This is a genomic window from Halorussus sp. MSC15.2, from assembly GCF_010747475.1.
GTDB lineage: Archaea > Halobacteriota > Halobacteria > Halobacteriales > Haladaptataceae > Halorussus.
Map to the genome: position 1 here is coordinate 56,855 of NZ_VSLZ01000003.1, position 26,245 is coordinate 83,099.

23 protein-coding genes and 2 pseudogenes are annotated in these 26,245 nt (G+C 65.1%); 11 read left to right on the forward strand and 14 right to left on the reverse strand.

Going from position 1 to position 26,245, the window contains the following annotated elements:
• Positions 1 to 18: 18 nt before the first annotated feature.
• From FXF75_RS11560 to FXF75_RS11575, 4 genes are read left to right on the forward strand one after another with little or no spacing between them, the layout of a single operon-like run.
• Positions 19 to 1,818, forward strand: a complete 1,800-nt coding sequence (locus FXF75_RS11560; RefSeq protein ID WP_163522051.1) for a methyl-accepting chemotaxis protein — start codon at positions 19 to 21, stop codon at positions 1,816 to 1,818.
• Positions 1,815 to 2,324 (forward strand): chemotaxis protein CheW, encoded by a 510-nt coding sequence (locus tag FXF75_RS11565; RefSeq protein WP_163522052.1) that lies wholly within the window; start codon positions 1,815 to 1,817, stop codon positions 2,322 to 2,324. The genes FXF75_RS11560 and FXF75_RS11565 overlap by 4 nt, the downstream gene beginning before the upstream one ends.
• Positions 2,321 to 3,118 (forward strand): chemotaxis protein CheC, encoded by a 798-nt coding sequence (locus FXF75_RS11570; RefSeq protein ID WP_163522053.1) that lies wholly within the window; start codon positions 2,321 to 2,323, stop codon positions 3,116 to 3,118. The genes FXF75_RS11565 and FXF75_RS11570 overlap by 4 nt, the downstream gene beginning before the upstream one ends.
• Positions 3,115 to 3,663 carry a chemotaxis protein CheD gene (locus tag FXF75_RS11575; RefSeq protein WP_163522054.1) on the forward strand — a complete coding sequence of 183 codons (549 nt, stop codon included), beginning with the start codon at positions 3,115 to 3,117 and terminating at the stop codon, positions 3,661 to 3,663. The genes FXF75_RS11570 and FXF75_RS11575 overlap by 4 nt, the downstream gene beginning before the upstream one ends.
• A 24-nt stretch (positions 3,664 to 3,687) precedes the next feature.
• On the opposite strand, the gene msrA is transcribed toward FXF75_RS11575, so the two are convergent.
• The 3 genes from msrA to FXF75_RS11590 form a co-directional block, all read right to left on the reverse strand.
• The gene (gene msrA / locus FXF75_RS11580) at positions 3,688 to 4,239 is read right to left on the reverse strand and encodes a peptide-methionine (S)-S-oxide reductase MsrA (RefSeq protein ID WP_163522055.1); all 552 of its coding nucleotides are present in this window, start codon (positions 4,237 to 4,239) and stop codon (positions 3,688 to 3,690) included.
• Positions 4,240 to 4,330: 91 nt separating this feature from the next.
• Entirely contained in the window at positions 4,331 to 6,538 is a 2,208-nt protein-coding gene (locus FXF75_RS11585) for a PQQ-binding-like beta-propeller repeat protein (protein ID WP_240334638.1), read from the reverse strand.
• 106 nt (positions 6,539 to 6,644) lie between these two features.
• Complete coding sequence (locus FXF75_RS11590; RefSeq protein WP_163522057.1) at positions 6,645 to 7,277, reverse strand: rubrerythrin family protein; 633 nt, start codon at positions 7,275 to 7,277, stop codon at positions 6,645 to 6,647.
• Positions 7,278 to 7,402: 125 nt separating this feature from the next.
• On the opposite strand from FXF75_RS11590, the gene FXF75_RS11595 reads away from it, so the two are divergent.
• Complete coding sequence (locus FXF75_RS11595; protein WP_163522058.1) at positions 7,403 to 8,587, forward strand: MBL fold metallo-hydrolase; 1,185 nt, start codon at positions 7,403 to 7,405, stop codon at positions 8,585 to 8,587.
• Here the strand turns inward: FXF75_RS11595 and FXF75_RS11600 are convergent.
• Positions 8,584 to 8,808: a hypothetical protein gene (locus FXF75_RS11600; RefSeq protein ID WP_163522059.1), complete on the reverse strand. Its 225-nt coding sequence runs from the start codon at positions 8,806 to 8,808 to the stop codon at positions 8,584 to 8,586. The genes FXF75_RS11595 and FXF75_RS11600 overlap by 4 nt on opposite strands.
• 108 nt (positions 8,809 to 8,916) lie before the next feature.
• On the opposite strand from FXF75_RS11600, the gene FXF75_RS11605 reads away from it, so the two are divergent.
• Positions 8,917 to 9,510 (forward strand): flavin reductase family protein, encoded by a 594-nt coding sequence (locus FXF75_RS11605; protein ID WP_163522060.1) that lies wholly within the window; start codon positions 8,917 to 8,919, stop codon positions 9,508 to 9,510.
• 182 nt (positions 9,511 to 9,692) lie between these two features.
• Complete coding sequence (locus FXF75_RS11610; protein WP_163522061.1) at positions 9,693 to 10,505, forward strand: aminoglycoside N(3)-acetyltransferase; 813 nt, start codon at positions 9,693 to 9,695, stop codon at positions 10,503 to 10,505.
• Between the two features lies 1 nt (position 10,506).
• Here the strand turns inward: FXF75_RS11610 and FXF75_RS11615 are convergent, their stop codons facing one another.
• Both FXF75_RS11615 and FXF75_RS11620 read right to left on the reverse strand, forming a co-directional pair.
• Positions 10,507 to 10,725, reverse strand: a complete 219-nt coding sequence (locus FXF75_RS11615) for an SHOCT domain-containing protein (protein WP_163522062.1) — start codon at positions 10,723 to 10,725, stop codon at positions 10,507 to 10,509.
• 517 nt (positions 10,726 to 11,242) lie between these two features.
• Positions 11,243 to 11,575, reverse strand: coding sequence for a 2Fe-2S iron-sulfur cluster binding domain-containing protein (locus FXF75_RS11620; RefSeq protein WP_163522063.1), 333 nt, complete (start codon positions 11,573 to 11,575; stop codon positions 11,243 to 11,245).
• A gap of 111 nt (positions 11,576 to 11,686) precedes the next feature.
• On the opposite strand from FXF75_RS11620, the pseudogene FXF75_RS11625 reads away from it, so the two are divergent.
• Together FXF75_RS11625 and FXF75_RS22125 are read left to right on the forward strand one after the other, a co-directional pair.
• Positions 11,687 to 13,056: pseudogene (locus tag FXF75_RS11625) on the forward strand (geranylgeranyl reductase family protein).
• A gap of 64 nt (positions 13,057 to 13,120) precedes the next feature.
• The gene (locus FXF75_RS22125; protein WP_205427523.1) at positions 13,121 to 13,273 is read left to right on the forward strand and encodes a hypothetical protein; all 153 of its coding nucleotides are present in this window, start codon (positions 13,121 to 13,123) and stop codon (positions 13,271 to 13,273) included.
• Between the two features lie 196 nt (positions 13,274 to 13,469).
• On the opposite strand, the gene FXF75_RS11630 is transcribed toward FXF75_RS22125, so the two are convergent.
• The 6 genes from FXF75_RS11630 to FXF75_RS22635 all read right to left on the reverse strand — a co-directional run bounded on the left by FXF75_RS11630 (position 13,470) and on the right by FXF75_RS22635 (position 18,517).
• A complete protein-coding gene (locus FXF75_RS11630; RefSeq protein WP_163522064.1) occupies positions 13,470 to 14,216 on the reverse strand; it encodes a proteasome assembly chaperone family protein in 747 nt (248 codons plus the stop codon).
• A 115-nt stretch (positions 14,217 to 14,331) separates the two neighbouring features.
• The gene (locus FXF75_RS11635) at positions 14,332 to 15,072 is read right to left on the reverse strand and encodes an ABC transporter ATP-binding protein (RefSeq protein ID WP_163522065.1); all 741 of its coding nucleotides are present in this window, start codon (positions 15,070 to 15,072) and stop codon (positions 14,332 to 14,334) included.
• A 20-nt stretch (positions 15,073 to 15,092) separates the two neighbouring features.
• A complete protein-coding gene (locus tag FXF75_RS11640; RefSeq protein WP_163522066.1) occupies positions 15,093 to 15,974 on the reverse strand; it encodes an ABC transporter permease in 882 nt (293 codons plus the stop codon).
• Complete coding sequence (locus tag FXF75_RS11645) at positions 15,971 to 16,957, reverse strand: ABC transporter permease (protein ID WP_163522067.1); 987 nt, start codon at positions 16,955 to 16,957, stop codon at positions 15,971 to 15,973. The genes FXF75_RS11640 and FXF75_RS11645 overlap by 4 nt, the downstream gene beginning before the upstream one ends.
• Position 16,958: 1 nt before the next feature.
• A complete protein-coding gene (locus FXF75_RS11650) occupies positions 16,959 to 18,098 on the reverse strand; it encodes an extracellular solute-binding protein (RefSeq protein ID WP_163522068.1) in 1,140 nt (379 codons plus the stop codon).
• A gap of 245 nt (positions 18,099 to 18,343) precedes the next feature.
• A complete protein-coding gene (locus FXF75_RS22635) occupies positions 18,344 to 18,517 on the reverse strand; it encodes a hypothetical protein (RefSeq protein WP_163521991.1) in 174 nt (57 codons plus the stop codon).
• Between FXF75_RS22635 and gltB the strand changes: the two are divergent.
• A pseudogene (gene gltB, locus FXF75_RS11660) lies at positions 18,446 to 22,929 on the forward strand (glutamate synthase large subunit). The gene FXF75_RS22635 and the pseudogene gltB sit on opposite strands and share 72 nt — an antisense overlap.
• On the opposite strand, the gene FXF75_RS11665 reads toward gltB, so the two are convergent.
• Entirely contained in the window at positions 22,926 to 24,089 is a 1,164-nt protein-coding gene (locus FXF75_RS11665; protein ID WP_163522069.1) for a hypothetical protein, read from the reverse strand. The pseudogene gltB and the gene FXF75_RS11665 sit on opposite strands and share 4 nt — an antisense overlap.
• Before the next feature lie 63 nt (positions 24,090 to 24,152).
• Entirely contained in the window at positions 24,153 to 24,923 is a 771-nt protein-coding gene (locus FXF75_RS11670) for a GNAT family N-acetyltransferase (protein ID WP_205427525.1), read from the reverse strand.
• 288 nt (positions 24,924 to 25,211) lie between these two features.
• On the opposite strand from FXF75_RS11670, the gene FXF75_RS11675 reads away from it, so the two are divergent.
• Positions 25,212 to 26,201 (forward strand): NAD-dependent epimerase/dehydratase family protein, encoded by a 990-nt coding sequence (locus FXF75_RS11675; protein WP_163522070.1) that lies wholly within the window; start codon positions 25,212 to 25,214, stop codon positions 26,199 to 26,201.
• Positions 26,202 to 26,245 lie beyond the last annotated feature (44 nt).

The window sequence follows — 26,245 nt, forward strand, 5'->3', positions numbered from 1 at the left end:
ACCGAATGGGTTCGCGCAATGACTAACTTTGCTCGCGCAGTCGTCCCCAACTTCGTCAGGCGACGCTACTCCCTGAAGTTCGGCCTGACGATGGTTGCGGTCGGCGCAGTCGCAGCAGGAGGTGTGTACGCGACCGGTCAGTTCGACCGAACTGTCGCCGCGGCGACGCTCGGCGGCGCACTGCTCGCCGGAGTCGTCGGAACGACCGTCTCGTGGCGAGCCAGTCGGTCGCTCGACAGATTGGTGGCGAGCGCGGAGCGCCGCGCCGACGGCGAGGACCCCTCGTTCGACACCGCCCGCGTGGACTGCGTGGGCCGGGTCGCCGACTCGATGGCCGACACGCACGAGACGCTGCTGGACGAGCACCGGGCGCGTCTCGCGGCCGAAGACCTGAACGCCCACGTCGAGCAGACCGCCGAGGCGTACGGACAGGTCATGCGCCGGTGCGCCGACGGCGACCTCGGCGAGCGCATGGACCCGAGTTCCGAGAGCGAGGCGATGAACCGGGTCGCGACCGAGTTCAACGAGATGATAACCGAGTTCGAGGAGACCGTCGAGAACCTCACCCGGTTCGCCAACGAGGTGGCGACCTACAGTCAAGAGGTCACGCTCAGCACGGAGGAGGTCAGTTCCGGGAGCGCCCGGGTCGTGGACTCGCTCCGGGACATCTCGGTGGACGCCGAGACCCAGACCGGCGACCTGCAGGCGGCCGCCGACCAGATGAACCGCCTCTCGACCGCGGTGCAGGAGGTCGCGGCCTCGACCGACGAGGTGGCGTCCATCGCCGAACGGACCGCCGAGACCGGCCGCGAGGGCCGAGAGGCCGCAACCGACGCGGTCGAGGGGATGAACGACATCGAGAGCGAGTCAGAGGACACCGTCGAGGCAATCGAGAACCTCGAATCCGAGGTCCAGCAGGTGGACGAACTCATCGACTTCATCTCCGAAATCGCCGAGCAGACCAACATGCTCGCGCTGAACGCCCACATCGAGGCCTCGCGCGCCGGCGAACAGGGCGCTGGCTTCGCGGCGGTCGCCAACGAAATCAAGGAACTCGCCGAGCGCACGAAGGAGGCAGCGGGCGACATCGAACAGCGCCTCACGCAGATTCAGCGCCAGACCGACCGGACGGTGGACGAGGTCCGGGACACCAGCGACCGCATCTCCCAGCAGACCGACTCCGTCGAGAACGCGGCCGAGGCGCTGGCCGACATCGCTGGCTACGCCCAAGAGACCAACGCGGGCGTCCAAGAGATATCCGACGCGACCCAAGAGCAGGCCGACTCCACGAAGGAGGCGCTGGAGATGGTCGAGGAGGCCGCGGCGGTCAGCGAGGGTATCACCGACGAGGCAGAGACCGTGGCGGCGTCCGCCGAGTCCCAGACGGACGCGCTCTCGCAGGTCTCGGACAGCGCGAGCGACCTCGCCCGGCAGGCGACCCAACTCAGCAACGCGCTGGACTCGTTCGACACCGACGACGCGAAACTCGGCGACCCCGAAACCGAGACCGGGGAACCGGCGGCCGACGACCCGGAAACGGACCCCGAATCCGGCGCGGACGCGACGACTCCGAGGCGGACACCGACGACGCCGAGACTCACGACCCGGAGACGGACGACCGACACCCTGACGACCGAGACACCGAGTCCGTCCCGGTATCGACCACCGCGGACGACCCGGACGCGGAGTCCGACGCCGACCCGCTGGCAAGCGATGCCGCGACCGAGTCTCTGCCCGACGGCGAATCGACCGACACCGGGAACGCCGACGGCGGCGAACCGACCGAACTCGTCGGCGACGAGGAGGCCTAACCGATGAGCGGAGAACTATCCGACGGGGCGATGACGCCCGAGACTGCGGAGAACAGACGCGACTGGGTCGAGTTCGTTCGCTTCGGTCTCGGCGGCGACGACTACGGACTCGAACTGGGTCACGTCGAGCAGATACTCGACGACCCCAGCGTGACGCCGGTCCCCCAGACCGGGCCGGCCGTCGCGGGCGTGACCAACCTCGGCAGCGAGATTCCGGTCGTCGTGGACGGTCGGGCGCTGCTCGAACTCCCGGCCCGCGCGCCGGACGCCGAGACGACGCTCCTCTTGCTCGACCGGGGCGACGCCCGGCCGACCGGCCTGCTCGTGGACGAGGTGGCGGGCATCGACGCCCACCACGTCGATAGCGTCGAGACGCCCGAAGACGGCGACTGGGAACCGTCCGTCAGGCGACGGTGGTTCCGGGCGGTGGTCGCCGAGTCCGACAGGACCGACGAACCGATGGGCGTCTTCGACGTGGACGTGCTCGTCTCTAAAGCGAGGGCACAGGCATGACGCTCGAAAACGACGCGACGGAGCGAGAGCGGCGCGAGCGAGACCCGGAGCGAACCGGGGGCGACGGTGGAGGTGAAAGCGGCGAGACGACCGAGCGCGACGGGGCGGGTGAGCGTGCGGGGACGAACGAACGCGATGGCTCCACCGAGGCGAGCGAGAGCGCGGAGAAATCGGCGAGCGGCGACGGCGAACGGACGATACCGCTCAAGACGCTGGCGGTCCTGAACTGGTTGGGCGACCGGGGCGTCACCGGGGTCGAGTCTCGACTCAACGACGTGCTGGACGACGACCTCACGGTGACGACCGAGCAGGTCAAAATCGGCTACGCCGAGCAGGAGACCGTCGCCGCGCAGTTCCGCGCCAGCGAGCGCGCCGGTGCGCGCGTCCTGCTGAGCAAGCCCCTCGTCGGGAACGTGCTGGTCGTCTTCCCGATGGAGAGCGCGAACAAGGCCGCCGCGCTGATGCTCCAGCGGGCGGTCGAGGACCTCTCGTCGGTCTCGACCGAGATGGGCCGGGACGCGCTGACCGAACTCTGCAACATGATGGCCAACGGGTTCGTGGACGAGTGGGCCACGCTGTTCGACACGCCCATCGACACCGGGTCGCCGGTGCCGGTGCAGGACCCCGAGCGGACGCTGGTCGCGCGCGTCTTCAAGCAGTACGGCGTCGGCCTGTTCATCCGGTCGCGGCTCCGAATCCCGCGACACGACGTGGACGCGACCATCTACGTGTTCCCCGGCGACGAGGAGTTCGTCACCAAGATTTCCGAGGTCGGTCTCGGAGTGATATCGTGAAGACCTACGAGAGCGACCCCGAGACGCCCGACCGGGAGCGACGCTTCGTCGGCGTCTCCGAGTACGAGGTCGTCGGCGACGGCACGACGCTGGTGGCCTACGGACTGGGCGCGTGCGTCGGACTGGCGGTGTACGACCCCGAGAACGACGTCGGCGGACTCGCCCACGCGATGCTCCCCCGCCGGTCGGACGGCGACGGCACCAGCGACGGCAAGTACGTGGACGCCGCCGTCGAGCAGATGCTCCGCGAGGCGGTGTCGGCGGGCGCGAGTTACGCCGCGCTGGAGGGGTACGTCGTCGGCGGGAGCGACCTGCTCGACCTCACCGAACTGCCCCGGGAGGTCAGCGACGACAACGTCGCCACGGCCCGCGAGGCGTTCGCGGAACTCGACGTGCCGGTCGTAGGGAGCGACGTGGGCGGCGGCCGCGGTCGGACCGTCGAGTTCGACACCGGGACCGGCCGAATCGCGGTCGTGACCGCCTACGACCCCGAGCCGATTCTGCTCCGGGAAGGCGAGGGCGGGGACGAAGAGAGCGAGAACTGACCGGGTTCGCGACGTCCGAAATACTTACTGCGCGGCCTTCTCGCCGAACTTCTCGCGTACCTTCTGGACCTTGGGTTCGGCCTGAATCGAGCAGTACTGGTCGTTCGGGTTCTTCTCGTAGTAGTCCTGATGGCGCTCCTCGGCCTCGTAGAAGGTGTCGAGGGGTTCGACCTCGGTGACGATTTCGTCGCCGTCGTAGGCCCCCTCGGCGTCCAACTCGCGGAGGAAACGCTGCACGACCTGCTTCTGCTCGTCATCGTGGTAGAAGACGGCCGAGCGGTACTGGGTGCCGACGTCGGGACCCTGCCGGTTGAGTTGGGTCGGGTCGTGGACGGTGAAGAACACCTTCAGCACGTCCTCGTAGCCGAGTTCGTCGGTGTCGTACTCGACCTGTACGACCTCGGCGTGGCCGGTGTCGCCCGAGCAGACCGCCTCGTAGGTCGGGTCCTCGACGTGGCCGCCGGCGTATCCCGACGTGACCGACTCGACGCCGTCGAGTTCCTTGAACGCCGCTTCCACGCACCAGAAGCACCCGCCGCCGAGGGTGGCCGTCTCGGTTTCGGTATCTGGACTCATTACTCCGACCTACGGGTCGCGGACGGTTAGGTTTGCGGGAAGCGGCGAGCGGACGGCGGGTCGGAAGTCGCTCCGCTCCGACGGTGGCGGGTCAGTCGTTCCGAGTCCGGTAGCCGACTGCGATTGCGAGCGCGACCAGCGGCGCGAGCACGCTCGTCGCGGCGTGGCCCGCGCCCCCGGAGGAACGGGTGGTCGGCGTCGCGGACGTGTCCGCCGTCGTCTCGGCGGTCGTTTCTGCGGTCGCACTCGCCGTCACCGTCGCCGTCCGAGTCGACGAGTCAGTCCCGTTATCGAGCGCCATCGACTCGTCGGCCGTGACCGCGAACAGCGAGACGCCTGTTGCCTCGGCGCGGAAGACGTACTTCCCGCCAGTCTTCTCGACGAACTCGGTCGAGAGGGGCTGCCACGCGCCGTCCGCGTGGCGATAGAGTCGGACGGGCTCGGGGTCGGTCGCGTCCGTCGGGACGGCGAACTCGACCGTCACTGACCCGAGGTCGGCGTTCCGGACGTACGTCGGTTCGACCCGGAGGTAGCCGAGGGTGTCCACGTCCGCCGGCGCTCGGACCGCGGGCGCGTCCACGCTCGACGCGTTGACGAAGAACCGCGGCTCGGGGTCGTCGCTCTCCGGCCGTATTCGGAGTTTCTCGAACGATACGCGGTCGGTTCCGAGACCCGACAGCGAGACGGTCGCGGGACTGTCGGACCGGGCGCTCGTTATCTCGAATCGGCGGTAGTCCTCGCCCACTTCGACCGTTTCAGACCGGACGGACGGCGGCGGGACGTTTCCGCCACCGCCGCCACCGCCTCCGCCACCGCTGCCACCGGAGTTCCGGGAATCAGCTTCGACCGTGACGGGTTTACTGGCAGTGTCGTTCGCCGTCTGGACGACCACGGTATAGTTCCCGATGGTCACGTTTGACCACGAAAGCGTCCGTTGGTCGCTCGACCGTTTAGCGAGTGCAATCGAAGCCGAATCGCGAACGGTCCCGTTCACCACCAACTCGACCGTCTGTGTGGAGCCGAGTTCACCTTGATTCTCGACTGTTACGAGGACATCGAGGCGGTCTCCGGTAGTAACCCGCTGGTTAGTCGTCACTTTCGAAATTTGGAAGTTGGGGGACCTTAGATTCGAGCGCTCCGTGAGGGCCGTTACTGTTCCGTTCGAATCTCCGACGTAGACCACTCCGTTGGCGATTACCGGCGTGTCTGGGTGGTCGCCGACCGTGTGTTTCCACAGCGTTGTACCCGACGTGGCATTTATTCCGCGGACCTTGCCATTGTTACTGACGTAGATGACACCGTCAGCAATTGCGGGCGTCGAGATAGAATCGCCGTCCGAAATCGTCCGATTCCAGTGCTCGGTTCCATCGACGGCATCGAGAGCGACTAACTCTCCACCAGTAGTCCCGACGTACGCTTTCCCGTTCCAAGTCGCGAGAGACGTTCGTACGTCCGCCCCGACTCCGGTTTCCCAGCTATTCCCGTTTACGTTGAGAGGGGATGCTTCGGCATCTCCGAGTCCAGTTCCGAAGTAGAGCGAATTGTTCCAAACAGTCACCGAAGACGAGATATGAATGTAAAGATGAGTTCGGGACACTTCTTCTCCGGAGGTGACGTTCACTCCGTGTACTTCCCCGTCCTTATCACCAGCATACACTACGCCGTCTCCGATTGCCACCTCCGAGTAGAACTCCGTGTCCGTTGTGTAGTTCCAGACTTCAGTCCCGGTCGTCGTGTTCACGGCGAATATCTTCCCCCACTCAGTCGCGAAGTAGACCGTGTCATCGGCCACTGCCGGAGACGTCGGAGTGCCGTGGAAGTCGAATCGCCACTTCCGTTCTCCGGTCGTCGCATTCACGGCGATGACCTTGTAAGGGGTGTTGTCACCATCACGATATTTCCACCCAAAATAGACGGTGCCGTTTGAGGCGGCTGGGTCTCCAAACACCCATCCGTGACTGCTATACTCCCAAACCTTCTCTCCGGTCGTCGAATTCACCGCGTAAACGGTGTTGTTAAAATCTGCAAAATAGACGGTCCCGTTCGAGACGACTGGTGTGTGTACCGCCGAAGAACCGGTTGTAAAGTTCCACCGTTCGACGATGTTCGTCGTCGGTGCCGTAGAATGGGGATTAAATCCTGTGTTCTGGGAGTCGTATCCGTATTGTGCCCAATCTCCGTTGCCACTACCAGCAGTATTGCCCGCGTTCCCCGCTGCAGCGTTTCCCACACCGCCGACAGCGAATGCTGAGAATGCGAGGAGGGCCGAAAGGAAGACCGACGAAAGCTTCAGGTTCATATTATTGTCGGACGGTAGACATAGGCCGAATGTTAAACCACCGATTTATCAGAAAGATTGTGATGTAATCGCAACCGGGAAGTCGAGAGCGAGCAATCGACTAAAATCAGCAAATCGGCTTCGGGTCGAGTCCCATCCCCTCCAGCGTCTCGGCGTACTCGTCGTACGCTATCTGGACGACTTCCTCGGCGGTCTCGCGGGCGCGCTCCCAGTCGCCCTCGCCGTCGCAGTGGGCGGCGAGCAGGTCCACGCCCGTCGAGACGCCCTCCTGCGTGTCGGCGCGCAACTCCCGGAACAGGTCTGCCCGGCGCTCGTCGGCCTCGTTGACGAAGAAGTTCACGACCTGCAGTTGGGTGCGGTCGGTCGCCAACGAGCGCCCGACGAGTCCCGCCGCGCGCTCGACGGTTGCGTCGAGACTCCGTAAGTAGTCGTGCATTCGGTCCGCGTCGGTCTCGTCCGGGGTGAACCCCCCGTCCAACTCGGCGACGACGCGCTCGTAGTGGTCGGCTTCCTCGTCGGCCAGCGCGTCGAAGGTCTCCCGAGCGTCGTCGGTCGCGGTGTCGGTCCACTCGGCGAACGTCTCGCGGGCGGTGTACTCGCTCCGGGCGGCGGCGCGCAGGACCGTCTCGGCGTCGAGGTCGGCGTCGGTCAGGGCGACGAGCGCCTGCTGAGAGCCGAGGCGGTCGAGTTCGGTCGCTTTCGCGTCCTCGATTGCGTGGGGGAAACTGGCGGCGTCCATGCACGGAGCTATGGTGTCGGCACGCTTGAATGTTTGCGGGCCAGTCCTCTCCGGCGCGGTGCGTTCCACTTCGGTAGCCGAGAGAGTCGCCCATCGTTTTGACCCCGAGGACCGTACTCACGCGCATGACCGACGAGAACGACGATGCCCACTCGCTCTCGGCAGACGAGGTCCACGACCGCATCTGGCGCGGCGAGCGTGTGAACCTGCTCGACGTGCGCAACCGCGACGAGTTCGAGGCGTGGCACATCACCGGGGACGCCGTCGAGACCGTTCAGGTCCCCTACGCCGAGTTCGTGGCCGCGAAGGCCCGCGGCGGGGTGACCGAGTTCGTCGCGGACCTCGGCCTCCGGGAACCGGTCATCGCGGTCTGCCCGCGCGGCGAGGCCAGCGCCACCGTCGCCGACATCCTGCGCGACGAGGGCATCGACGCGCGGAACCTCGCGGAGGGGATGCAGGGGTGGGCGCGGGTGTACGTCTCGCGAGAGCTTCCGACCGATTCGGACGGATTCGACGGCGCGACCGTGCTCCAGTACGACCGCCCGGCCACGGGGTGCCTGTCGTATCTGGTCGTCTCGGACGGCGAGGCGGTCGTCGTGGACCCCCTGAGGGCGTTCACCGACCGCTACGTCGCCGACGCCGCCGAGCGCGGCGCGGACCTCCGGTGGGCCATCGATACCCACGTCCACGCCGACCACCTCTCGGGCGTCCGGGCGCTGGCCGCGGAGACCGACGCGGAGGCGGTCCTGCCCGTGGGCGCGACCGAACGCGGACTGACGTTCGACGCCACGCTGCTCGAAGACGGCGACGAGATTCGAGTCGGCGACGCCGCCCTGACCGCGCTTCACGCGCCGGGCCACACGACCGAACTGACCGCGCTCCGCTGTGGCGACCTGCTGTTCTCCGGCGACGCGCTGTTCGCCGACAGTTTCGGCAGGCCCGACTTGGAGCGAGGTGACGAAGGCGCGCGGGACCTCGCCGGCACGCTCTACGAGACGCTGACCGAGCGTCTGCTCGCGCTCCCCGAGGACACCCTCGTCGCGCCGGGCCACCGGACGCCCGACGCCGACCCGAACCCCGACGAGGGCGACAGCTACGCCGCCAGAATCGGCCCGATTGGGGAGCGTCTCCGGATTCCCGACGAGAGAGACGCGTTCGTGGAGCGAGTGCTGGACTCGCTCCCGCCGCGACCCGCCAACTACGAGGACATCGTCGCGGCGAATCTCGGCCGGGAGTCGCTGGACGACGAGGACGCCTTCGAAATAGAATTAGGACCGAACAACTGCGCGGTCGAAGCGGAGGGCGACTAACTGGCGTCGTTCGACTCGTTCGTCTCGACGTGGCGGCCGTCCTTCCGATTGTGGTCGCCCTCCTCGTCGTCGGGCAGGGTGGCGGCGTCGGACTGCTCGGTCTCTTCGGGGTCCATCTCCTCGTCCACGCGCTCTAACTCCTCCTCTACCTCCTCGTCTCGCTCGGCCGCCATCTCTTCGCGGCGGTCGGTCTCGCCTTCGGCGGTCTCTTCGTCTACCATGTCCGGAACTCGGCCCGCGACAGCCTTTGACCTGTTGGCCCTCCGTCGATTCAGACCGACGCTCGCCGGGACCCCAAACCATTCGTCGCCGGATTCCCTTCCCCGAATATGGAAATCGACCCCGACGAGGTTCCCTCGATGTACCGAACGCTCGCGGGCGCGGTCGTTCCCCGACCCATCGCGTGGGTCAGCACGACCGGTCCCGACGGAACGGACAACCTCGCGCCGTACAGTTTCTTCAACGTGGTCGCGGTGGACCCGCCGGTCGTGATGTTCGCGCCGGTGGACAAGTCCGACGCGCCCGAGGGCCTGAAGGACACGCCGCGGAACGTCCGCCGGAGCGAGGAGTTCGTCGTCAACGTCGTCACCGAGTCGGTCGCCGAGGCGATGAACGAGACGGCCGCGACGCTCCCCGCGGGCGAGAGCGAGTTCGACCGTGCCGCGGTCACGCGGGCCGACTCGACGGTCGTCGCGCCGCCCCGCGTCGCGGAGTCGCCGGTCGCCTTCGAGTGTTCGCTCTACGAGATGGTGGACGTGGGCGGGTCCTCGATGGTCCTCGGCGAAGTCGAGCGGGTCCATCTCGACGACGACGTGACGACCGACGGGAAGATGGACGTGGAGAAGTTGGACGCCGTGGGGAGACTATCGGGGAGTCTGTACGCGACGACCGAGGACCGATTCACGATGGAGCGACCGCCCTGACGTCCGCCCGCCCGCTCGATGCAACGTGGTATCACATCTCGAACTATGACAACGATTTTATCACTGGGCGCGATTGCCTGAGATAGACGACGGACGCTTTCACGGCGGAACCGGTTCGTGGGTCTGCCCTGAAGCGATTGCACGACGGCCGAGAATCGAACTGCCACGGAGCATCCCCGAACATGGAAGAACGAATCGAACGAACCGACGAACCGGTAACGCCCGATAGAATCGCAGACGACCTCCGCGACCTCGGCGTCAAGTCTGGCGATACTCTGCTGGTCCACTCGTCGCTCTCGTCGCTCGGATGGGTCACCGGCGGTCAACCCGCGGTCGTGGACGCGCTGATGGAGGCAGTCACGCCCGAGGGGACGGTCGTGATGCCGACGCACTCCACCCAGTACTCCGACCCCGAAGGCTGGGAGAACCCGCCGGTCCCCGACGACTGGGAGGACGTAATTCGGACCGAGCGCCCGCCCTACCGGCCCGCGGTGACGCCGACGTGGAACGTGGGCGCGATTCCGGAGTGCTTCCGGACGTATCCCGAGGTCCTCCGGAGTCGCCACCCGGTCTACTCCTTCGCCGCGTGGGGCGCGGACGCCGAAGTCGTCGTCGCCGACCACGGTTACGACCACGGACACGGCGAGGAGTCGCCGCTCGCGGCGGTCTACGACCGCGACGGGACGATTCTCATGCTCGGCACCGACCACGGCACCAACACGTCGTTCCACCTCGCGGAGCATCGCGCCGACTTCGAAAAGGAAGTCTCGTCGCACGAGACGACCGTCGTCGGCGACGACGGCGAACCGGAGCAGATTACGCTCGAACACCTCTCGTACGACGCCGACGACTTCGACGAAGTCGGCCGAGACTTCGAAGACGAGAACCCGGAGGCGGTCACGCGGGGGACGGTGGGTCCAGCGGACGCGAAACTCGTCACTCAACGGGATGTCGTGGACTACGGTGCGGAGTGGTTCGAGAAGAATCGGGAGTAGCTCAGTTGCTCTGGAGGACTTCCATCCGTTCTTCGAACTCTTCCTTGCTGATTTCGCCGGTCGCGTACTTCTCGCGGAGGGCCTGAATCGCAGGGTCGTCGGTGTCGTCCGGCGAGTCGTCTTCGGAAGCAGATTCGGACTCGTTGAAGTTCCGAATTGCGCGCTCGGCTTTTTCCTTCAGCGTCTCGAACTCGTCGGCTTGGCTCCGACGGAATTTCACTTTGTAAACATCGATTCCCCATTGACGTCGAACTTCGCTCACGTCTCGGCCGTCGTCGAACCGAATCCAACCCCCAGTCAGTCGAAGTGGCGTTTCTTTGTATTTGATTTGCTGTATGTTCGAAAACTTTAACGCGAACCCTCGACTGGACCGTCCGAGAGTCGCTACGGACAGTCCCTCCCGGTCGATAGTAACGCCATTTTCGTACAGTTTGACGTGACCGTTCGAACCAGCGGCCTCGTAAATCGGTTCCTCGACGTTCTCTTCGAATGTCACTTCGTGGGCGTCGCCCAATCCCACTGTCGAGTCCGCCGCCTCCGAAAGCGTCTCGGCCGCTTCTGAGAGAAATCCGGAGTCGTCCGCGTCCGCTTCTCTCACCTCGGCTCTTTCTCCTCGTTCTTCGTCGTCTTCATCTGAGCCAATCATGCCAGCCACGTCACACCCGGTTTACAAAAATCTGTCTTGACAGAGACAGCTCGGAAGAATAACAGAACCGGTTACTGGCAGCTCGCGTCCGTCAGTCGTCGGCGGCCGCGGCCTCGTTCTCCAACGCTCCGGCCTCGTCCTCGATGCTCGACGGGTACTTCCCGCGGTCCAACTTGAGGTCGCTCGCCGGGCGAGCCATGCAGGTCAGCGCGTACTCCTCGGCCTCCTCGTCAGTGAGTCCGCGGGCCGCGGGTTGGGTCACGTCGCCCTCCACGATTTCGGCTGAGCAGGCCAGACACATCCCGACGCGACAGGAGTACTCCTGAGCGATGCCCTCCTCGATGCACTTGCTCAGGATGGTCTCCTTCTCCGAGACTTCGATGGTCTCGCCCGTGCCGACGAACTCGACGGTGTACTCGCTCATGCCTCGTGCTACGAAACTCCGGCACTTTACTCTTTATCGCCGTGGCTGTCGGGGTCGAAGCGACAGATTGCGTATAAAGAGTTTTCCCCCCTCCGTCTCGTAGCCGAATGCATGGCTACGCACGAGTGCGACATCGTCGTCGTCGGAGCGGGGACCGCGGGTTGTTACGCCGCCGCGACCGCCGCGCGCGAAGGATACGATGTCGTCATAGTGGAGCGCAAGGACGAGGAGGAAGCGGGCCACATCGCCTGCGGCGACGCGCTGAAGGGTGCCGACGCCTTCCCGGAAGCCATCCCGAAGTCCCAACTGGAACCGTCGTTCACCAACACCGGCGTGGACCACGGCCGGTTCGAGATACCACAGGAGAACACGGTACTGGAGATTCCCGTCCCCGGCGAGTTGGCGGTCATCGACCGCTGGGAGTACGGTCGGCGCATCATCGAGGGCGCGGACCGGGCGGGCGTCGAGTTCCACTACGACACCGTGGTCAAGGACGTGACCCAGCGCGAGGACGGCCGCGTGACGGGCGTCCGCGGTAAGCGCAAGGGCGACATCCAGCGGTACGACGCCGACGTGGTGGTGGACGCCGCGGGGTCGCTGTCCATCCTGCAGGACAAGGCGAACCTCGCCGACGCCACCTTCGACACCAACGTCACCTACTCGCAGTTCAGTTCGGCGTACCGCGAAATCGTGGAGGTCGAGGAACCGGTACCGTGGGACGACGCGCTGGTGTTCAAGCCCACCGAACGCGCGGCGGGGTACCTCTGGTACTTCCCGCGGACCGACACCGAAATCAACGCGGGACTCGGCTTCCAGATGACCGAGGAACCGATGAAACTGGTCGAGGACCTGAAGCAGGACCTCCGCAATCGGCCGGAGTTCGACGGGGCGACGGTCCAAGACAAACTCGGCGCGGCGCTCCCGACCCGGCGTCCGTACGACTCGGCGACCGCGCCCGGATTCATCGCCGTGGGCGACGCCGCGGGCCACGTCAACCCGACCACGGGCGGCGGCATCGCCGGTGCGGCTTACGCGGGCAAGTACGCCGCCGAGGCCGCCATCGACGCCATGGAGGACGGCGACGTGAGCGAGGCGAACCTCTGGGAGTACAACCAGCGCGTGATGGACCACTTCGGGGCGCGCTACGCGGTCTCGACGTGTACAACATCTTCTCGACCGCGGTGGACGTGGACGACCTGATGGGACTGCTCGGCGCGCTTCCCGCCACCAAACTCGCGGAGGCGCTCTACTCCGGGAGCGCCAACATCGGGTGGTGGCTCAAGGTCCAGACCGCCATCAAGTCGTTCGGCCACTGGGACCTCATCTACGAACTCTACGAGACCAAGAGCCTCGCGGACGACCTCATCGACCACTACGAGAAGTACCCGAGTCGCCCGCAGGGTCTCGAACCGTGGCAGCAGAAACGCGATTCCATCATGGACGACATCTACGCGACGACCGGCGCGGACCCCAAATACTGACTACGACCGCTTCCGGCGGCGCGATTTCACCAAGCCTTTCTCGGTGCCTCGCTTTCTGTAGCGTATGAGTGACCTCGAAGACGCAGTTTCGGAGTTCCTGAGCGAGGCGAACACGGTGTACGACGAGTACGACAAGGGCTACATGGACGCCGACGCCGCATTGAGTCGAATCGAGACCGAAGTGGAAGAGCTACGGGAAGCGGCCGACTCCGAGTAGCCAGCTCCGAGCAGGGGACTCCAACGTCCGCGTTTTACAGCGAGCAACTGGAAGGAGCGAGCGAATCAGTGATTTTGCGGTGCCGTCCCTGCCAGCGATTCTACCGCGAGCGAACGCAGTGAGCGAGCGGCAGTTTTTTCATGAAAGTTTTGCAAGGGAGAGCGCGCCTACGGCGCTCTCGACCGCAGCAAAAGTTTCATTGGAACATCCGAATCGACTGGGCCTGCGAACTCTCGTCGGGGTCGGCCTCCTGCATGCGCTGGGCCAGTTGCTCCTTCTGGTCGCTTATCTCCTCGGCGCGCTCGACGAGGTCGTCGGTGTCGGCGTCGGTCCCCGTCAGCGGGACGATGCCGTGTTCGATGAGGATGCGGGCGGCCTCCGGGTCGGGGAACTGCGGGTCGCTCTGCACGACGAGACCGAACGCGTCCAGACCGCGCGCCTCGGCCTCGTAGAGGAGCGCGCCCGTGGGACCGCTGACCGCGCCGCGGTCGCGCGGCAGACCGATGTCGTGTTCGTCGAGTCGGCCGCCCGCGTCGCCGGTCGCGACGCCGTAGAGCGACGGAATCTCGTCGGCCTCCTTCTGCTCGGGAAGCCCGCTCATGTAGATAGGCGTGGCGTCGTGGTCGGCGACCCACTCCGTGACGCAGGTCGCGAAGTCCGACGCCGCGGAGGCCGACACCGGCACGTCGCTCTGGAGCGCCACGAGGTCCCGGGACTCGTCGGCGTAGAGCCGAACCGGGGGCTGGACACTCCGGTTGCCCTCCTCGTAGACCGAAATCCGCGGCAGGCCGTCGCAGTCGATGCTGGCGTAGTACGTCATGTCGAAGGTCTCCACGAGGTGGTCGGTCGCTATCTTGCCGACCAGTCCGACGCCCGGGAGTCCTTCGACCAGCGTCGGTCGGTCCAGAGACACGTCTTCGTCGCGTATCGTGACGGTTGCCATGCCGGAGAGTTGCGCCAGTGACCGCATAAAGGTCGGGGCCATCGCTCCCCCAATCGCACGCCCCACGGGCGTCGCCACCGGGTCGCTCTCCGAGGGCTACGAGACCCGACGCCCATCAGTGCGTCACGAACGGGAGGTCGATTCGGTCGAGCGACACGAAGTCGGCGACGAACTCGTTCGCGGGCGACTCGTAGATTTCGCGGGGCGTGCCGACCTGCTCCACGATGCCTCCGTTCATCACGGCGACGCGGTCGCACATCACCATCGCCTCCTCCTGGTCGTGGGTGACGTAGAGCGCGGTCACGCCGAGGTCGTCGAGCAGGTCGCCCATCTCGGTCCGCAGGCGGCGCTTGAGTCGGGCGTCGAGTCCCGTCATCGGTTCGTCGAGCAGGAGGACCCGCGGTTCGATGGCGAGCGCCCGTGCCACGCCGACGCGCTGTTGCTGGCCGCCCGAGAGCGTTCGGGGGTCGCGGTCTGCGAGGTCGGCGATGCCGACGAGTTCGAGCAGTTGCGTCGCGCGCTCGCGGCGCTCGTCGGCGGGCACGCCCTGCATCTTCGGCCCGAACTCCACGTTCTCGCGGACGGTCATGTTGTCGAACAGCGCGTACGACTGGAAGACGAGTCCGGCGTTCCGGCGCTCGGGCGGGATGTGAGTCACGTCCTCGCCGCCGAAGTAGACTCGGCCCTCGTCGGGCGTCTCGAAGCCGGCAACCGTCCGGAGCGTGGTGGTCTTCCCGCACCCGGAGGGACCGACGACGCCCAACACGTCGCCGTCCTCGATGGTCAGCGAGACCGAATCGACCGCGGTCGTGTCTTCGAAGCGTTTCGTCACCGAGTCGAGTGTGATGTCGGACATGGTTGTGGTTCGGTCGTGGGTCAGGTCCGTGCCGTGAATCCGCGAGTGCCGACGACCTGCAGGAGACCGGTGATGCCCGCCACGAGCAGGAAGAACGCCGACACCGCGGCCGCGGTCGTCAGGAAGGAACTGTTCGAGATGTTCGCCTTGAGGAACAGCGAGAGGGGTCGGTTGCCGCCCGAGACGACGACGTACGAGAAGTTGAACTCGGCCGCCGCCAGCGTCCAGCAGATGATGGACCCCGAGACGATGCCGGTTCGGGCGTTCGGCACGACGACCGTCAGGAAGGTCCGGGGCCACGACGCGCCCAGCGACCGGGCGGACTCCTCCATCTGGCGGAGGTCCATCGACTCGAAACTGCTCTGGACCGCCATCACCATGTAGGGCGCTTTCAGCAGCGAGTAGCCCACGACGAGTCCGAGGTTGGTCGCCGCGAGGTCGGGGTACGCCCGCAGGAACGCGACCCCGAGGACGATGCCCGGCGCGAGCGGGAGGACCGCGAAGGCGTTGACCCACTCCCGGCCGGGGAACTCGTATCGGGCGACGGCGTAGGCGATGGGCACGCCCGCGACGAGGTTGACCGCCACGCCCCCCAGCGCGAGGACGAGGCTGGCGAACAGCGGACTCGCCCGCACCATCGCGCCGACGTTCGGGAACGCCCGAATCACGGCGTCGAGGTTCAGCGAGTAGTTGGCGGCGTCCGAGACCTGCTGGAACCCGAGGACGTACCGCCAGTGTTCGAAGGTCACGAACCCCGAGGGGAGCGGCCCGGTCCACGAACGGGCGAACGACGCGACGAACGTCACCACGACCGGGACGAGCAGGAACAGCACCGTGACCGCGAGGACGCCCGTGACGAGCGTCCGGCCGTACTTCGCGGAGAGACTCGCGTTCCCGCTCATATGCCGACCTCCGCGCTCGTGTACCGCAGGCCCAGCACGGTGAACCCGAGGACGAACCCGAACCAGACTACCGCCATCGCCGACGCCAATTGGATGTCGAACTCGGGACTCAGCACGTCGTTTATCTGGTAGGTCCACGGCTGCTCGACGAGCGCCTGACTCAGAATCACCAGCGTGCCGAAGACCGCGAGCGCGGTCCGGAAGGTCAGGATGGCCGCCCCGACCAGTCCCGGTTTTATCTGGGGGAGCGTGACGTACCAGAAGGTCCGGGCGGGCGAGGCCCCGAGCGACCGCGCGGCCTCCTCTGCCTCGGCGTTGAGTTCGGAGTAGGCACCGCGTAACAGCAACAGCGACCGCGGAATCATCGAGTAGAGGTAGGCCAGAAACAGGCCGACGACGCTCGTCGAGAGCGCGAGCGAGGTCACGGACCGACCCGACGCGACGGCGGCGAGTTTCGTGAGCAGTCCGCTGTTGCCGAACAGCACGATTATCATGAACGCCGCGACGATGCCGGGGAGACTGATGGGGAACGACAGCAGGGTCAGCACGTGGCGCTCGCCCGGCAGGTCGTACTTTTCGAGCGCGTGAGCGACGGGCACCGCGACGCCCAGACTCGCCGCCGTCGTGACGGCCCCGAACCAAAGCGTGTTGAACGCCGCCTCGTGGAACGCGCCGCCCGTGCCGCCCTCCAGCAGGAGTTCGTAGGTCCGCGCGGAGACGCCCGACAGCACCACCTTCCCCTGCGTCAGACTGGCCACGACGATTCCGAGGGGGTCGAACGTCGTCACGTACTTCGAGGTCGAGAGGCTGATGCGCAGCATCTCCCAGAGCGGGTAGAGACCCGCGACCGACGCCAGCGTCAGGAACGGCAGACAGAGCGCGACGATGCGGCGGCGCTCGCGGCCGCGCTCGGTCCGCGGCGAGACGACGGTCCGGGCCGCGCTCGCCAGTCGCTCGCCGGTACTCGCGTCGCTGGTCGCCATCTCAGAGTCCCGCCTTGCTCTCGATTTCGTCGATGAGGTCGGACTGCTTGCCGACGAGTCGCTGGTAGTCCACTTGGAACTCGGCGTTCGAGTAGGTCTTCTGGGACGGGAACTCGTCGGGCATCTCCAGTTCGGGGGCGCGAATCGGGCGGACGTAGGCGTCGAGGAACTGCTTTTGGCCCTCCTTCGAGAGGACGTAGTCCATGAACAGTTTACAGGCACCGGGGTTGGGCGCGCCCTTGAGCATGCCGAACCCGTAGGGCTGATTGAACGCGCCCTTGTTCCCGTTCTTCCCCTTCAGGAGGGTGACACCGACCTTCTCCTCGTCGATGTCGGCGTTGTTGTACTTGAGGTTCAGACCCGAGTAGTCGTATCGGACGAACGTGGCGTACTCGCCCTTCGTGAACTGTGCGAGGAAGTTGTCGGTGAACTCCGCGCCGCCCTCCTGAATCTTCTCGTAGTAGTCCACCACCGGTTGCACGTCGTCCATCGACCCGCCGCGGGCGTTGTTGATGGAGAGGGCGCTCGCGAGACCGACCGCGGCGGTCGGCGTCTGGAGCGCGAGGTCCTTCGTGACGTCGGGGTGGAGCAGGTCGTCCCACGTCTCCGGTTCGTCGAGACCCCGCTCCTCGTAGATGTCCTTCCGGTAGGTGACCGCGGTGGTCATCCGCCGGGTCGCGGTCATGTGCCCGTTGTCGGACTTGAGTTTGTCCGGCACCTTGTCCCAGTTTTCGGGCTTGTACGCCCGAGTCAGGTCGTCCTGCATCGCCAATATGCCGTAGGTGTACCCGCCGTTGTACGCCGAGTGAGTCGGGTTCTGGGCGTGCGAGCGCAGGTCCTTCAGCGCCTCGCCCGACGACCTGTCGTCGTCGTTCAGGGCGACGCCGTACTTCTTCTTGAACGATTTCATGATGGCGGGCCAGTTCGACCACCCGGACTGGACCGCGTAGACGTAGAGTTTCTCCGGGAAGTTCCCGGCGTCCACCGTCGTCTGGTAGTCGCCGTGACCGACCTCGTAGGTCTCCCCGCTCGAACTGTTCGCCCCGTCGCCGCTCTCCAGCATTCCGGCGCACCCGGCGATTCCGGCCGCCCCGGCCGCAGTCGTCGCCCGGACGAATCGACGTCGAGTCGTTTTGCGCATCTCGGTCGGAGACGCGGACACCGAGAGTTAAGCCGTTTATATTTTCAGTATACTGTCTTCTGTTTCGGTATGTCCCCTATATAGCCGCAAACAAATCCGCGAGGTTCGGCGAACGACAGGGGGAACCACACATAATATCATGAAAAAATAGATATAAGGACCCTTATTTGGCATTAACACCCCTTTAGTCATTCAGGAGTAGCCTCTTGTAGCGGTTCCCGATTGATGTATCTATGGCCGAGTACTCACCTTCTGACTCCGGAGACCGACCCCGCCGCGGCACCGCGGACCGAGAACTGCTCGCCGACCCAGACGACTACCGCGCGAACTGCGGGGTCGGGGTCGTGATGGACCTCGACGGGGGGAGCGGACACGACGTACTCGCGGACGGACTCGACTTGCTCGCCGACCTCGAACACCGCGGTACGACCGGGGCCGAGGAGGACACGGGCGACGGCGCGGGGGTCCTGCTACAGAAACCGCACGACTTCTTCGCGGACGAAGTGGGGGCCGAGGACGAGACGGGGACTTCCCCGGACCCGACGAGTACGCGGTCGGGAGCCTCTTTCTGCCGAAGGACGCCGCGGCCCGCGAGCGACTGCAGCGTCTCACCGAATCCGTCTTCGCCGACGAGGGTCTCGACCTGTTCCACTGGCGGGAGGTCCCCACCGACAACTCGGACCTCGGACGGACCGCGCTCGACTCCGAACCCGCTATCTGGCAGTGCTTCGTCCGCCCCGCGGCCGCCGACACCGACGCCGAGACCTTCGACAGCAACCTCTACGTCGCTCGGCGCGCGCTGGAGCAGGCGGTCGAGGCGAGCGACCGGCCCGGCGCGGACCGCTTCTACGTCTGCTCGCTCGACCGCCAGACCGTCGTCTACAAGGGACTGCTCAAGGGCGAGCAGCTACCGGGCTACTTCCCGGACCTCCGCGACGACCGACTCGAGACCACCTTCGCCATGGTCCACGCCCGGTTCTCGACCAACACGCTCGGCGCGTGGCACCTCGCGCACCCCTACCGCCGGGTGATTCACAACGGCGAGTTCAACACCATCCGGGGCAACGTCAACTGGATGCGCGCCCGGGAGAACGACCTCGAAGCCGACGCGTTCGACGCCGAGCGCGTGACCCCGGTCGTCGCCGACCCCGAGGGCAGCGACACCGCCACGGTGGACAACGCGCTCGAACTCCTCCTCCGAGACGGGCGCGAACTCCCCCACGCGCTCAGACTGATGGTCCCCGAGGCGTGGCGGAAGGACGACCACATGGCCGACGAGCGCAGGGAGTTCTACGACTTCCACGCCTCCCTGCTCGAACCGTGGGACGGTCCCGCGCTGGTCGCGGCGACCGACGGTGAGCGAGTCGGCGCGGTGCTGGACCGGAACGGTCTCCGGCCCTGCCGGTACGACGTGACGACCGACGACCGCCTCGTGATGGCCAGCGAGGCCGGCGCGCTCGACACCCCCGAGAGCGAAATCCGCGAGCGCGGCCGCCTCGAACCCGGCCAACTCTTTCTGGCCGACCCCGAGGAGGGGCGCGTGATTCCGGACGCGGAGGTCTTCGACGACCTGACCGACGAGAAGTACGGCGAGTGGGTCGAAGACGAACAGGTCGAACTCGACGTGCCCGCCGACGCCGACCCCCGCGCGTCGGCGGCCACCGACGCGCGCATCGACGCCGACCTCCGCCAGCGCCAGACCGCCTTCGGCTACACCCGCGACGAACTCGACGAACTGCTCGAACCCATGGCGGAGGCGGGCAAGGACCCCGTGGGGTCGATGGGCGACGACACGTCGCTGTCGGTGCTCTCGGAGTTCAACCGGCCGCTGTTCTCGTACTTCAAGCAACTGTTCGCGCAGGTTTCGAACCCGCCCATCGACTACATCCGCGAGGACTGCGTGACCAGTCTCGAAAGCCGGTTGGGCAACCAGCGCAACCTGCTGGACGAGTCGCCGGAACACGCCCGCCAACTCGTGGTGGACTCGCCGGTCCTGACCGACGCCGAGATGGAGGGCGTGCGCGACTGCTCGATTCCGACCGAGACGGTGGACCTGACCTACCCGAAAGACGGGGACCTCGAAACCGCGGTCGAGCGCGTCCGCCGGGCGGCCAGCGAGGCCGTCGCGGACGGGGCCGAGATTGTCGTCCTCTCGGACCGCGACGTGGGTCCCGACAGACTGGCGATTCCGAGTCTGCTGGCGACCGGCGCGGTCCACCACCACCTCGTCCGAAACGGTCTCCGGAACCGCGCCGGACTCGTCGTGGAGTCGGGGGACCCCCGGACGGTCCACCACCTCGCGTGTCTGGTCGGCTACGGCGCGGGCGCGGTCAACCCGACGCTCGCCTTCGAGAGCATCGCGGACCTCGTGGCCGGACCCGACGGGACCGGCGAGTCGGCGGCCGTCGAGGCGTACGTCGGCGCGCTCGAAGACGGTCTCCAGAAGACGATGGCCAAGATGGGCATCTCGACGGTCGAGAGCTATCAGGGCGCGCAAATCTTCGAGGCGGTCGGTCTCGACTCGGACTTCGTGGCCGAGTACTTCGAGGGCACCGCCGCGCGCACGGAGGGCATCGGCATCGAGGGCGTGGAGGACGACCTGCGCGAACGCCACGCGGAGGCGTTCGGCGGGGGAGACGACCTCGACCCCGCGAGACAGGGCGAGTTCGAGCACCGGTCGAACGGCCGCCACCACCAGTGGAACCCCGACACCGTCGGCACCCTCCAGCGAGCGGTCCGGCAGGACGACGCCGACGCCTACGGCGAGTTCGCCGAAGCCATCAACGACCAGAACGGCAACCTCCAGACGCTCCGGGGCCTGCTGGCGTTCGACGACGAGGGCAGGGAGTCGATTCCCGTCGAAGCGGTCGAACCCGTCTCGGACATCGTCGAGCGGTTCTCCACGGCCGCGATGAGTCTCGGGTCGCTCTCGCCCGAGGCCCACGAGAACAACGCCGTCGCGATGAACCGACTGGGGGCCAAGTCGAACACCGGCGAAGGCGGCGAACCGCCCGAGCGGTTCGGCACCGAGCGCGAGTGCAACGTCAAGCAGGTCGCCTCCGGCCGGTTCGGCGTCACCAGCGCCTACCTCTCGAACGCCGAGGAGATACAGATAAAGATGGCCCAAGGGAGCAAGCCCGGCGAAGGCGGCCACCTGCCGGGCGGGAAGGTCAACGAGATGATAGCGCACGTCCGGTACGCCACGCCGGGCGTCGGTCTCATCTCGCCGCCGCCCCAGCACGACATCTACTCCATCGAGGACCTCAAGCAACTGATTCACGACCTGAAGTGCGCGAACCCCGACGCCGACGTGAACGTCAAACTGGTCTCGGAGGACGGCATCGGCACCATCGCGGCGGGCGTCGCCAAGGCCAACGCCGACGTGGTCCACGTCTCGGGCCACTCCGGCGGCACGGGCGCGAGTCCCAAGACCTCCATCAAGCACGCGGGCCTGCCGTGGGAGTTGGGCCTCGCGGAGGCCAACCAGATGCTCCGGGAGACCGGCCTGCGCTCGCGGATTCGCGTGAGCGTGGACGGCGGTCTCAAGACCGGCCGCGACGTGGCGGTGGCCGCGCTGCTGGGCGCGGAGGAGTACGTCTTCGGCACCGCCAGCCTCGTCACCTCCGGGTGCGTGATGGCCCGGCAGTGCCACGAGAACACCTGCCCGGTCGGCGTCGCCACGCAGGACGAGGACCTCCGCAAGCGGTTCCCCGGCCAACCCGACCACGTCGTCAACTACATGCAGTTCATCGCACAGGAACTCCGCGAAATCATGGCCGAGTTGGGCTTCGAGACGGTCGAGGAGATGGTCGGTCGCGTGGAGTGCCTCGAACAGCGCGACACCGACCACCCGAAGGCCAGCGGACTGGACCTCTCGTCGGTCGTCGCGGAACCCGACGACTACGCCGCGGGCGACCCCCAGCGGACCAAGACCCGCGAGCAGAGCCACGACGTGGACGACCACCTCGACCGTGACCTGCTCGATGCGGCCGAGCGAGCGGTCGAGGACGCCGACCCCGTCGAACTCGACGCCGAAATCGGCAACGAGGACCGCGCGGTCGGCGCGATGCTCTCCGGACGCGTCTCCGAACTTCACGGCGAGGCGGGTCTCCCGGACGACACGCTGGCCTGCTCGTTCCGGGGTACCGCGGGCCAGAGCTTCGGTGCCTTCCTCCAGTCGGGCGTGGACTTCCGACTCACCGGCGCGGCCAACGACTACCTCGGCAAGGGTCTGTCGGGCGGCCGCGTCGCGGTCCGAACGCCCGACTCGGCGGCGTACGACCCGACGGAGAACGTCGTGGTCGGCAACGTCGCGCTCTACGGCGCGACCGACGGCGAGGCCTACGTCAACGGCGTCGCTGGCGAGCGGTTCGCGGTCCGCAACTCCGGCGTGCAGGCGGTCGTGGAGGGCGTCGGCGACCACGGCTGCGAGTACATGACCGGTGGCGTCGTGGCGGTCCTCGGCGAGACGGGGAAGAACTTCGCCGCGGGGATGAGCGGGGGCGTCGCGTACGTCCTCGACGAGAACGGCGACTTCTCGGACAGACTGAACCGGGGCATGGTCCGACTCGACGCCGACCTCTCGGAGCGCGACGAGCGCGTCCTGCGCCGACTCGTGGAGAATCACGCGGCCTACACCGACAGCGAGCGCGCGGCGGAACTACTGGAGAACTGGGACGCTGTGCTGGACCAGTTCGTGAAGGTGATGCCCGAGGCCTACGAGCGCGCCGTGACCGAGGAGGGCCGCGAGGACGTGCGTAACTCGCCGCCGCCGGAGGCGCGGAGTCGAGACGACGGCTGCGAGGCAGTGGTCCAGAGCGGGGCGGACTAAGAGAGTAACCTCATCAAGAATTGTTTGCTCTCTCTTGCCTTTTCTACAGCTATTCTTATCGCCATACCAGTTAGTAGAAGAACTGAAAGAAGGAATCCGGTAAATGCGAATGAGGCAGTAGTGCGAGTACCTAGGGAAGTATCAGAAAGACTCTGAAAGTCACCCTCGTTCAGTGCAAAGAAGAAATAGAGGATAAATATAATACCGGATATAGACAGGGTCCTAAGCATATATGCCGAAATGAATTCTGAATCCGTTGTGTACGATAGTATAACCATTGTGGCTAAAAGTAGAAATGTGGCCATAGAAAATACTAGCTCTATGTTTGTATCTTCATTCAGATATCCGCTAACTGCAAATAGAGTGTAAACGGTTACTATTACCCAACCTACGTCGAATTTCCAATCAAATTTTGCATATTTTCTGAACTCATCGTAGGGAACTTTCTTCACTAGCCAAAATATTATATAGATATATAGCAAAACATTAGCCAATAATGCAGCAATAGGCTGTTTAATAATGTATATCGGAATGAACAGTCCTATACCCGCACTAAATCGCCTAAATGAAGTCCAAAGGGATGCGTATCCATTCCGCCAGTTCTCCTGCTTCTCTTCAATGTATATCTGATTTTCTTCAATGGTGACTAAATACCTTTCTAATAAGTTGGACTTCCTCTCTGATGAAGATGAAACCTCTCTATCAGTTCCTATAGATTGAAAGCCTGTCCCTGTATTAAGCAACTCAAGGTCTAGCATTGAAAGCAGGTTTTTCGGGATTTCTACAATAAAGGAAAACACAGACAAGTACAGTGAATATAGACCCGACATTATTATGAATACATAGAAAAATAGCGATAGGTTGTAGGAAAAGTAGTCTAATTGAGCCATTTGTTTAGCAAGTGATTCAATTTGGAAGTTAAATGTCTGCAATGAGAGTAAGGAAGAATGGCCAGCAGAGAGAAGAAGAGATCCAATGGCAACCATCAAACCAAAAGCAGTTAATAAGAGTCGTAGGAATTGAGCAGCTTGTTCCTGCAGCCAACGGTTCCTTTCTATTTGGATGTCAACTTCCCTTTTTGCCTCTTGGTATTGTGTCTTCCATTCCGCCTCGGAGACATCATCGGGAATGTTAATTTGATTCCCATCTCTCTGAACCATTACAAACAGCCAAAAATTGAAAATAGTAAATATTATCGGAATTCTCCTAAAGGATGGTGCTTCCTATAGATACGACGCGTCCCACCGAGTCGGCTTCTTCTGGTTGCCACAGACGTTGCACTCCAGTCGCTCCATCGAGTCCATCGCGGTGTCGAAGCTCTGACAGTTCGAGCAGAACCAGCCGTAGAGGTCCTCGCCCTCCTCGTCGGTGTAGGCCGCGTAGAACGGGGCGTCGGACCCGCGCTCGCTCTCGGCCCAGTTGACGTAGAGCGAGCGGCCCTCGAACTCGCGGCTCTCGAACTTGGCGCGGCCCTCGTGGACGTAGAGGTTCTCCATGTGGGTCTCGCCGCCGATGTCGCGCTCGCGCTCCCCGGCCTTCTCGAAGCCGTTGGCCTCGTAGAAGGTGCATCCGGTCTCGTTCTCCGTGAGGACTTCGGCGGAGATGCGCTCGACGCCGCGCTCCGAGAGCGTGGCGAGGGTCTGGTTGAGCAGGGTCGTCCCGACGTTCTTGTCGCGGTTGTCGGGGTCCACGTGTAGCCAGAGGATGGTGGCGTCGCCCTCCGCCAGCAGGTTCTGGGAGAAGCCGACCACCTCGTCGCCCGCCACCGCGACGAGGTAGAGCATCCCCTCCTCCTCGAGTTCGGCCTCCATCATCTCGTCGGCGTACCAGTTCTCGGCCGCCGTCTCGATGACGTCCTCGTCGAGTATGTCGGCGTACGACGCGTGGAGCGACTCCAGCGCGATGTTTCGGATACCTTCGCCGTCGCCCGGTTCGGCTTCGCGGATTTCGATTCCGTCGGAAACGGAGTCGGCGTCCGGCTCTCTCTGTCCCATGCCCCACGTATTCGACGTTTTCACTGATAAACGTTCTACCCGATTCAGACAAATCCGACGGAAACCGCACATCCCGTGTCGGATATTCAGTATGATTGTCCAGATGTTTATTTCCTAATTTATTATCAAACGCTCGTCCGATTGTGTCCAACTCGTGGTACGACGAGACGACGTAGCGCCGGACCGTCAGGGCAACGCGACACCGAGACGCCCGACCCCGAACGAGCGTCGCGAGTCTCGGATTTCCGACTCCAGTAGGTCTTTCAAATCCGGCGACCAACCCCCGGCATGGACACTGCACTCGTCGTCGGCGGCACGCGGTTCATCGGCCGCCACCTCGTTTCGGAACTGCTCGACCACGGCTACGACGTGACCATCTTCAACCGCGGGAACCACGAGAATCCGTTCGCCGAGAACGACACCGTCGCCCACTACGAGGGTGACCGTACCAACGAGACGGCGCTCGAACAGGCAAGACGCGAGGTCGAACCCGACGCCGTCTTCGACTGCGTGGCGTACGAACCCCGCGAGGTCCGGGCCGCCACAGAAATCTTCTCCGACGCGGACGCCTACGTCTACATCTCCAGCGGCGACGCCTACGGCAACGAGGAGATTCCCAAGCGCGAGGGCGAGACCGAACTCCGGCCCTGCACGATGGAGCAGGCCACCGACGACTCGGGCGACACCTACGGCAACCGGAAGGCCGAGGGCGACCGGGCGATTCGGGCGGCCGCCGACCGCGGCGTGAACGCCTACAGCGTCCGGCCGTGCATCGTCTACGGTCCCCACGATTACACCGAGCGCCTCGACTACTGGATAGACCGCGTGGCGAACTACGACCGCGTGGTCGTGCCCGGCGACGGCGACAACGTCTGGCACCGCGCGTACGTCGAGGACGTGGCGAGCGCGCTCCGCGTCGTCGCCGAGGAGGGGACGCCCGGCGAGTCGTACAACGTCGGCGACCGCCGCGTCGTGACGATAGACGAGATGCTGGACCTCGTCGCCGAGGCGCTCGACACAGCGGTCGAAATCGTCCACGCGGGCGAACGCGAACTCGCCGCCGCGGACCTCTCGCCCGACGACTTCGTCCTCTACCGCGACTACCCCCACGTGCTGGACACCGACAAACTCGCCGCCCTCGGGTGGGACTCGACGCCGCTGGCGGAGGCGATGGAACGCACCGTCTCCGAACACCTCGACAGCGACCGGGACGGGAGCGAGTACGACCCGGGCCGCGAGGCCGAACAGCGTATTCTCGACGTGCTCGACACGGTCTGAGGCCCAGACTGTACTCCGACGTTCGCCCCGAACGTCTGACTCCT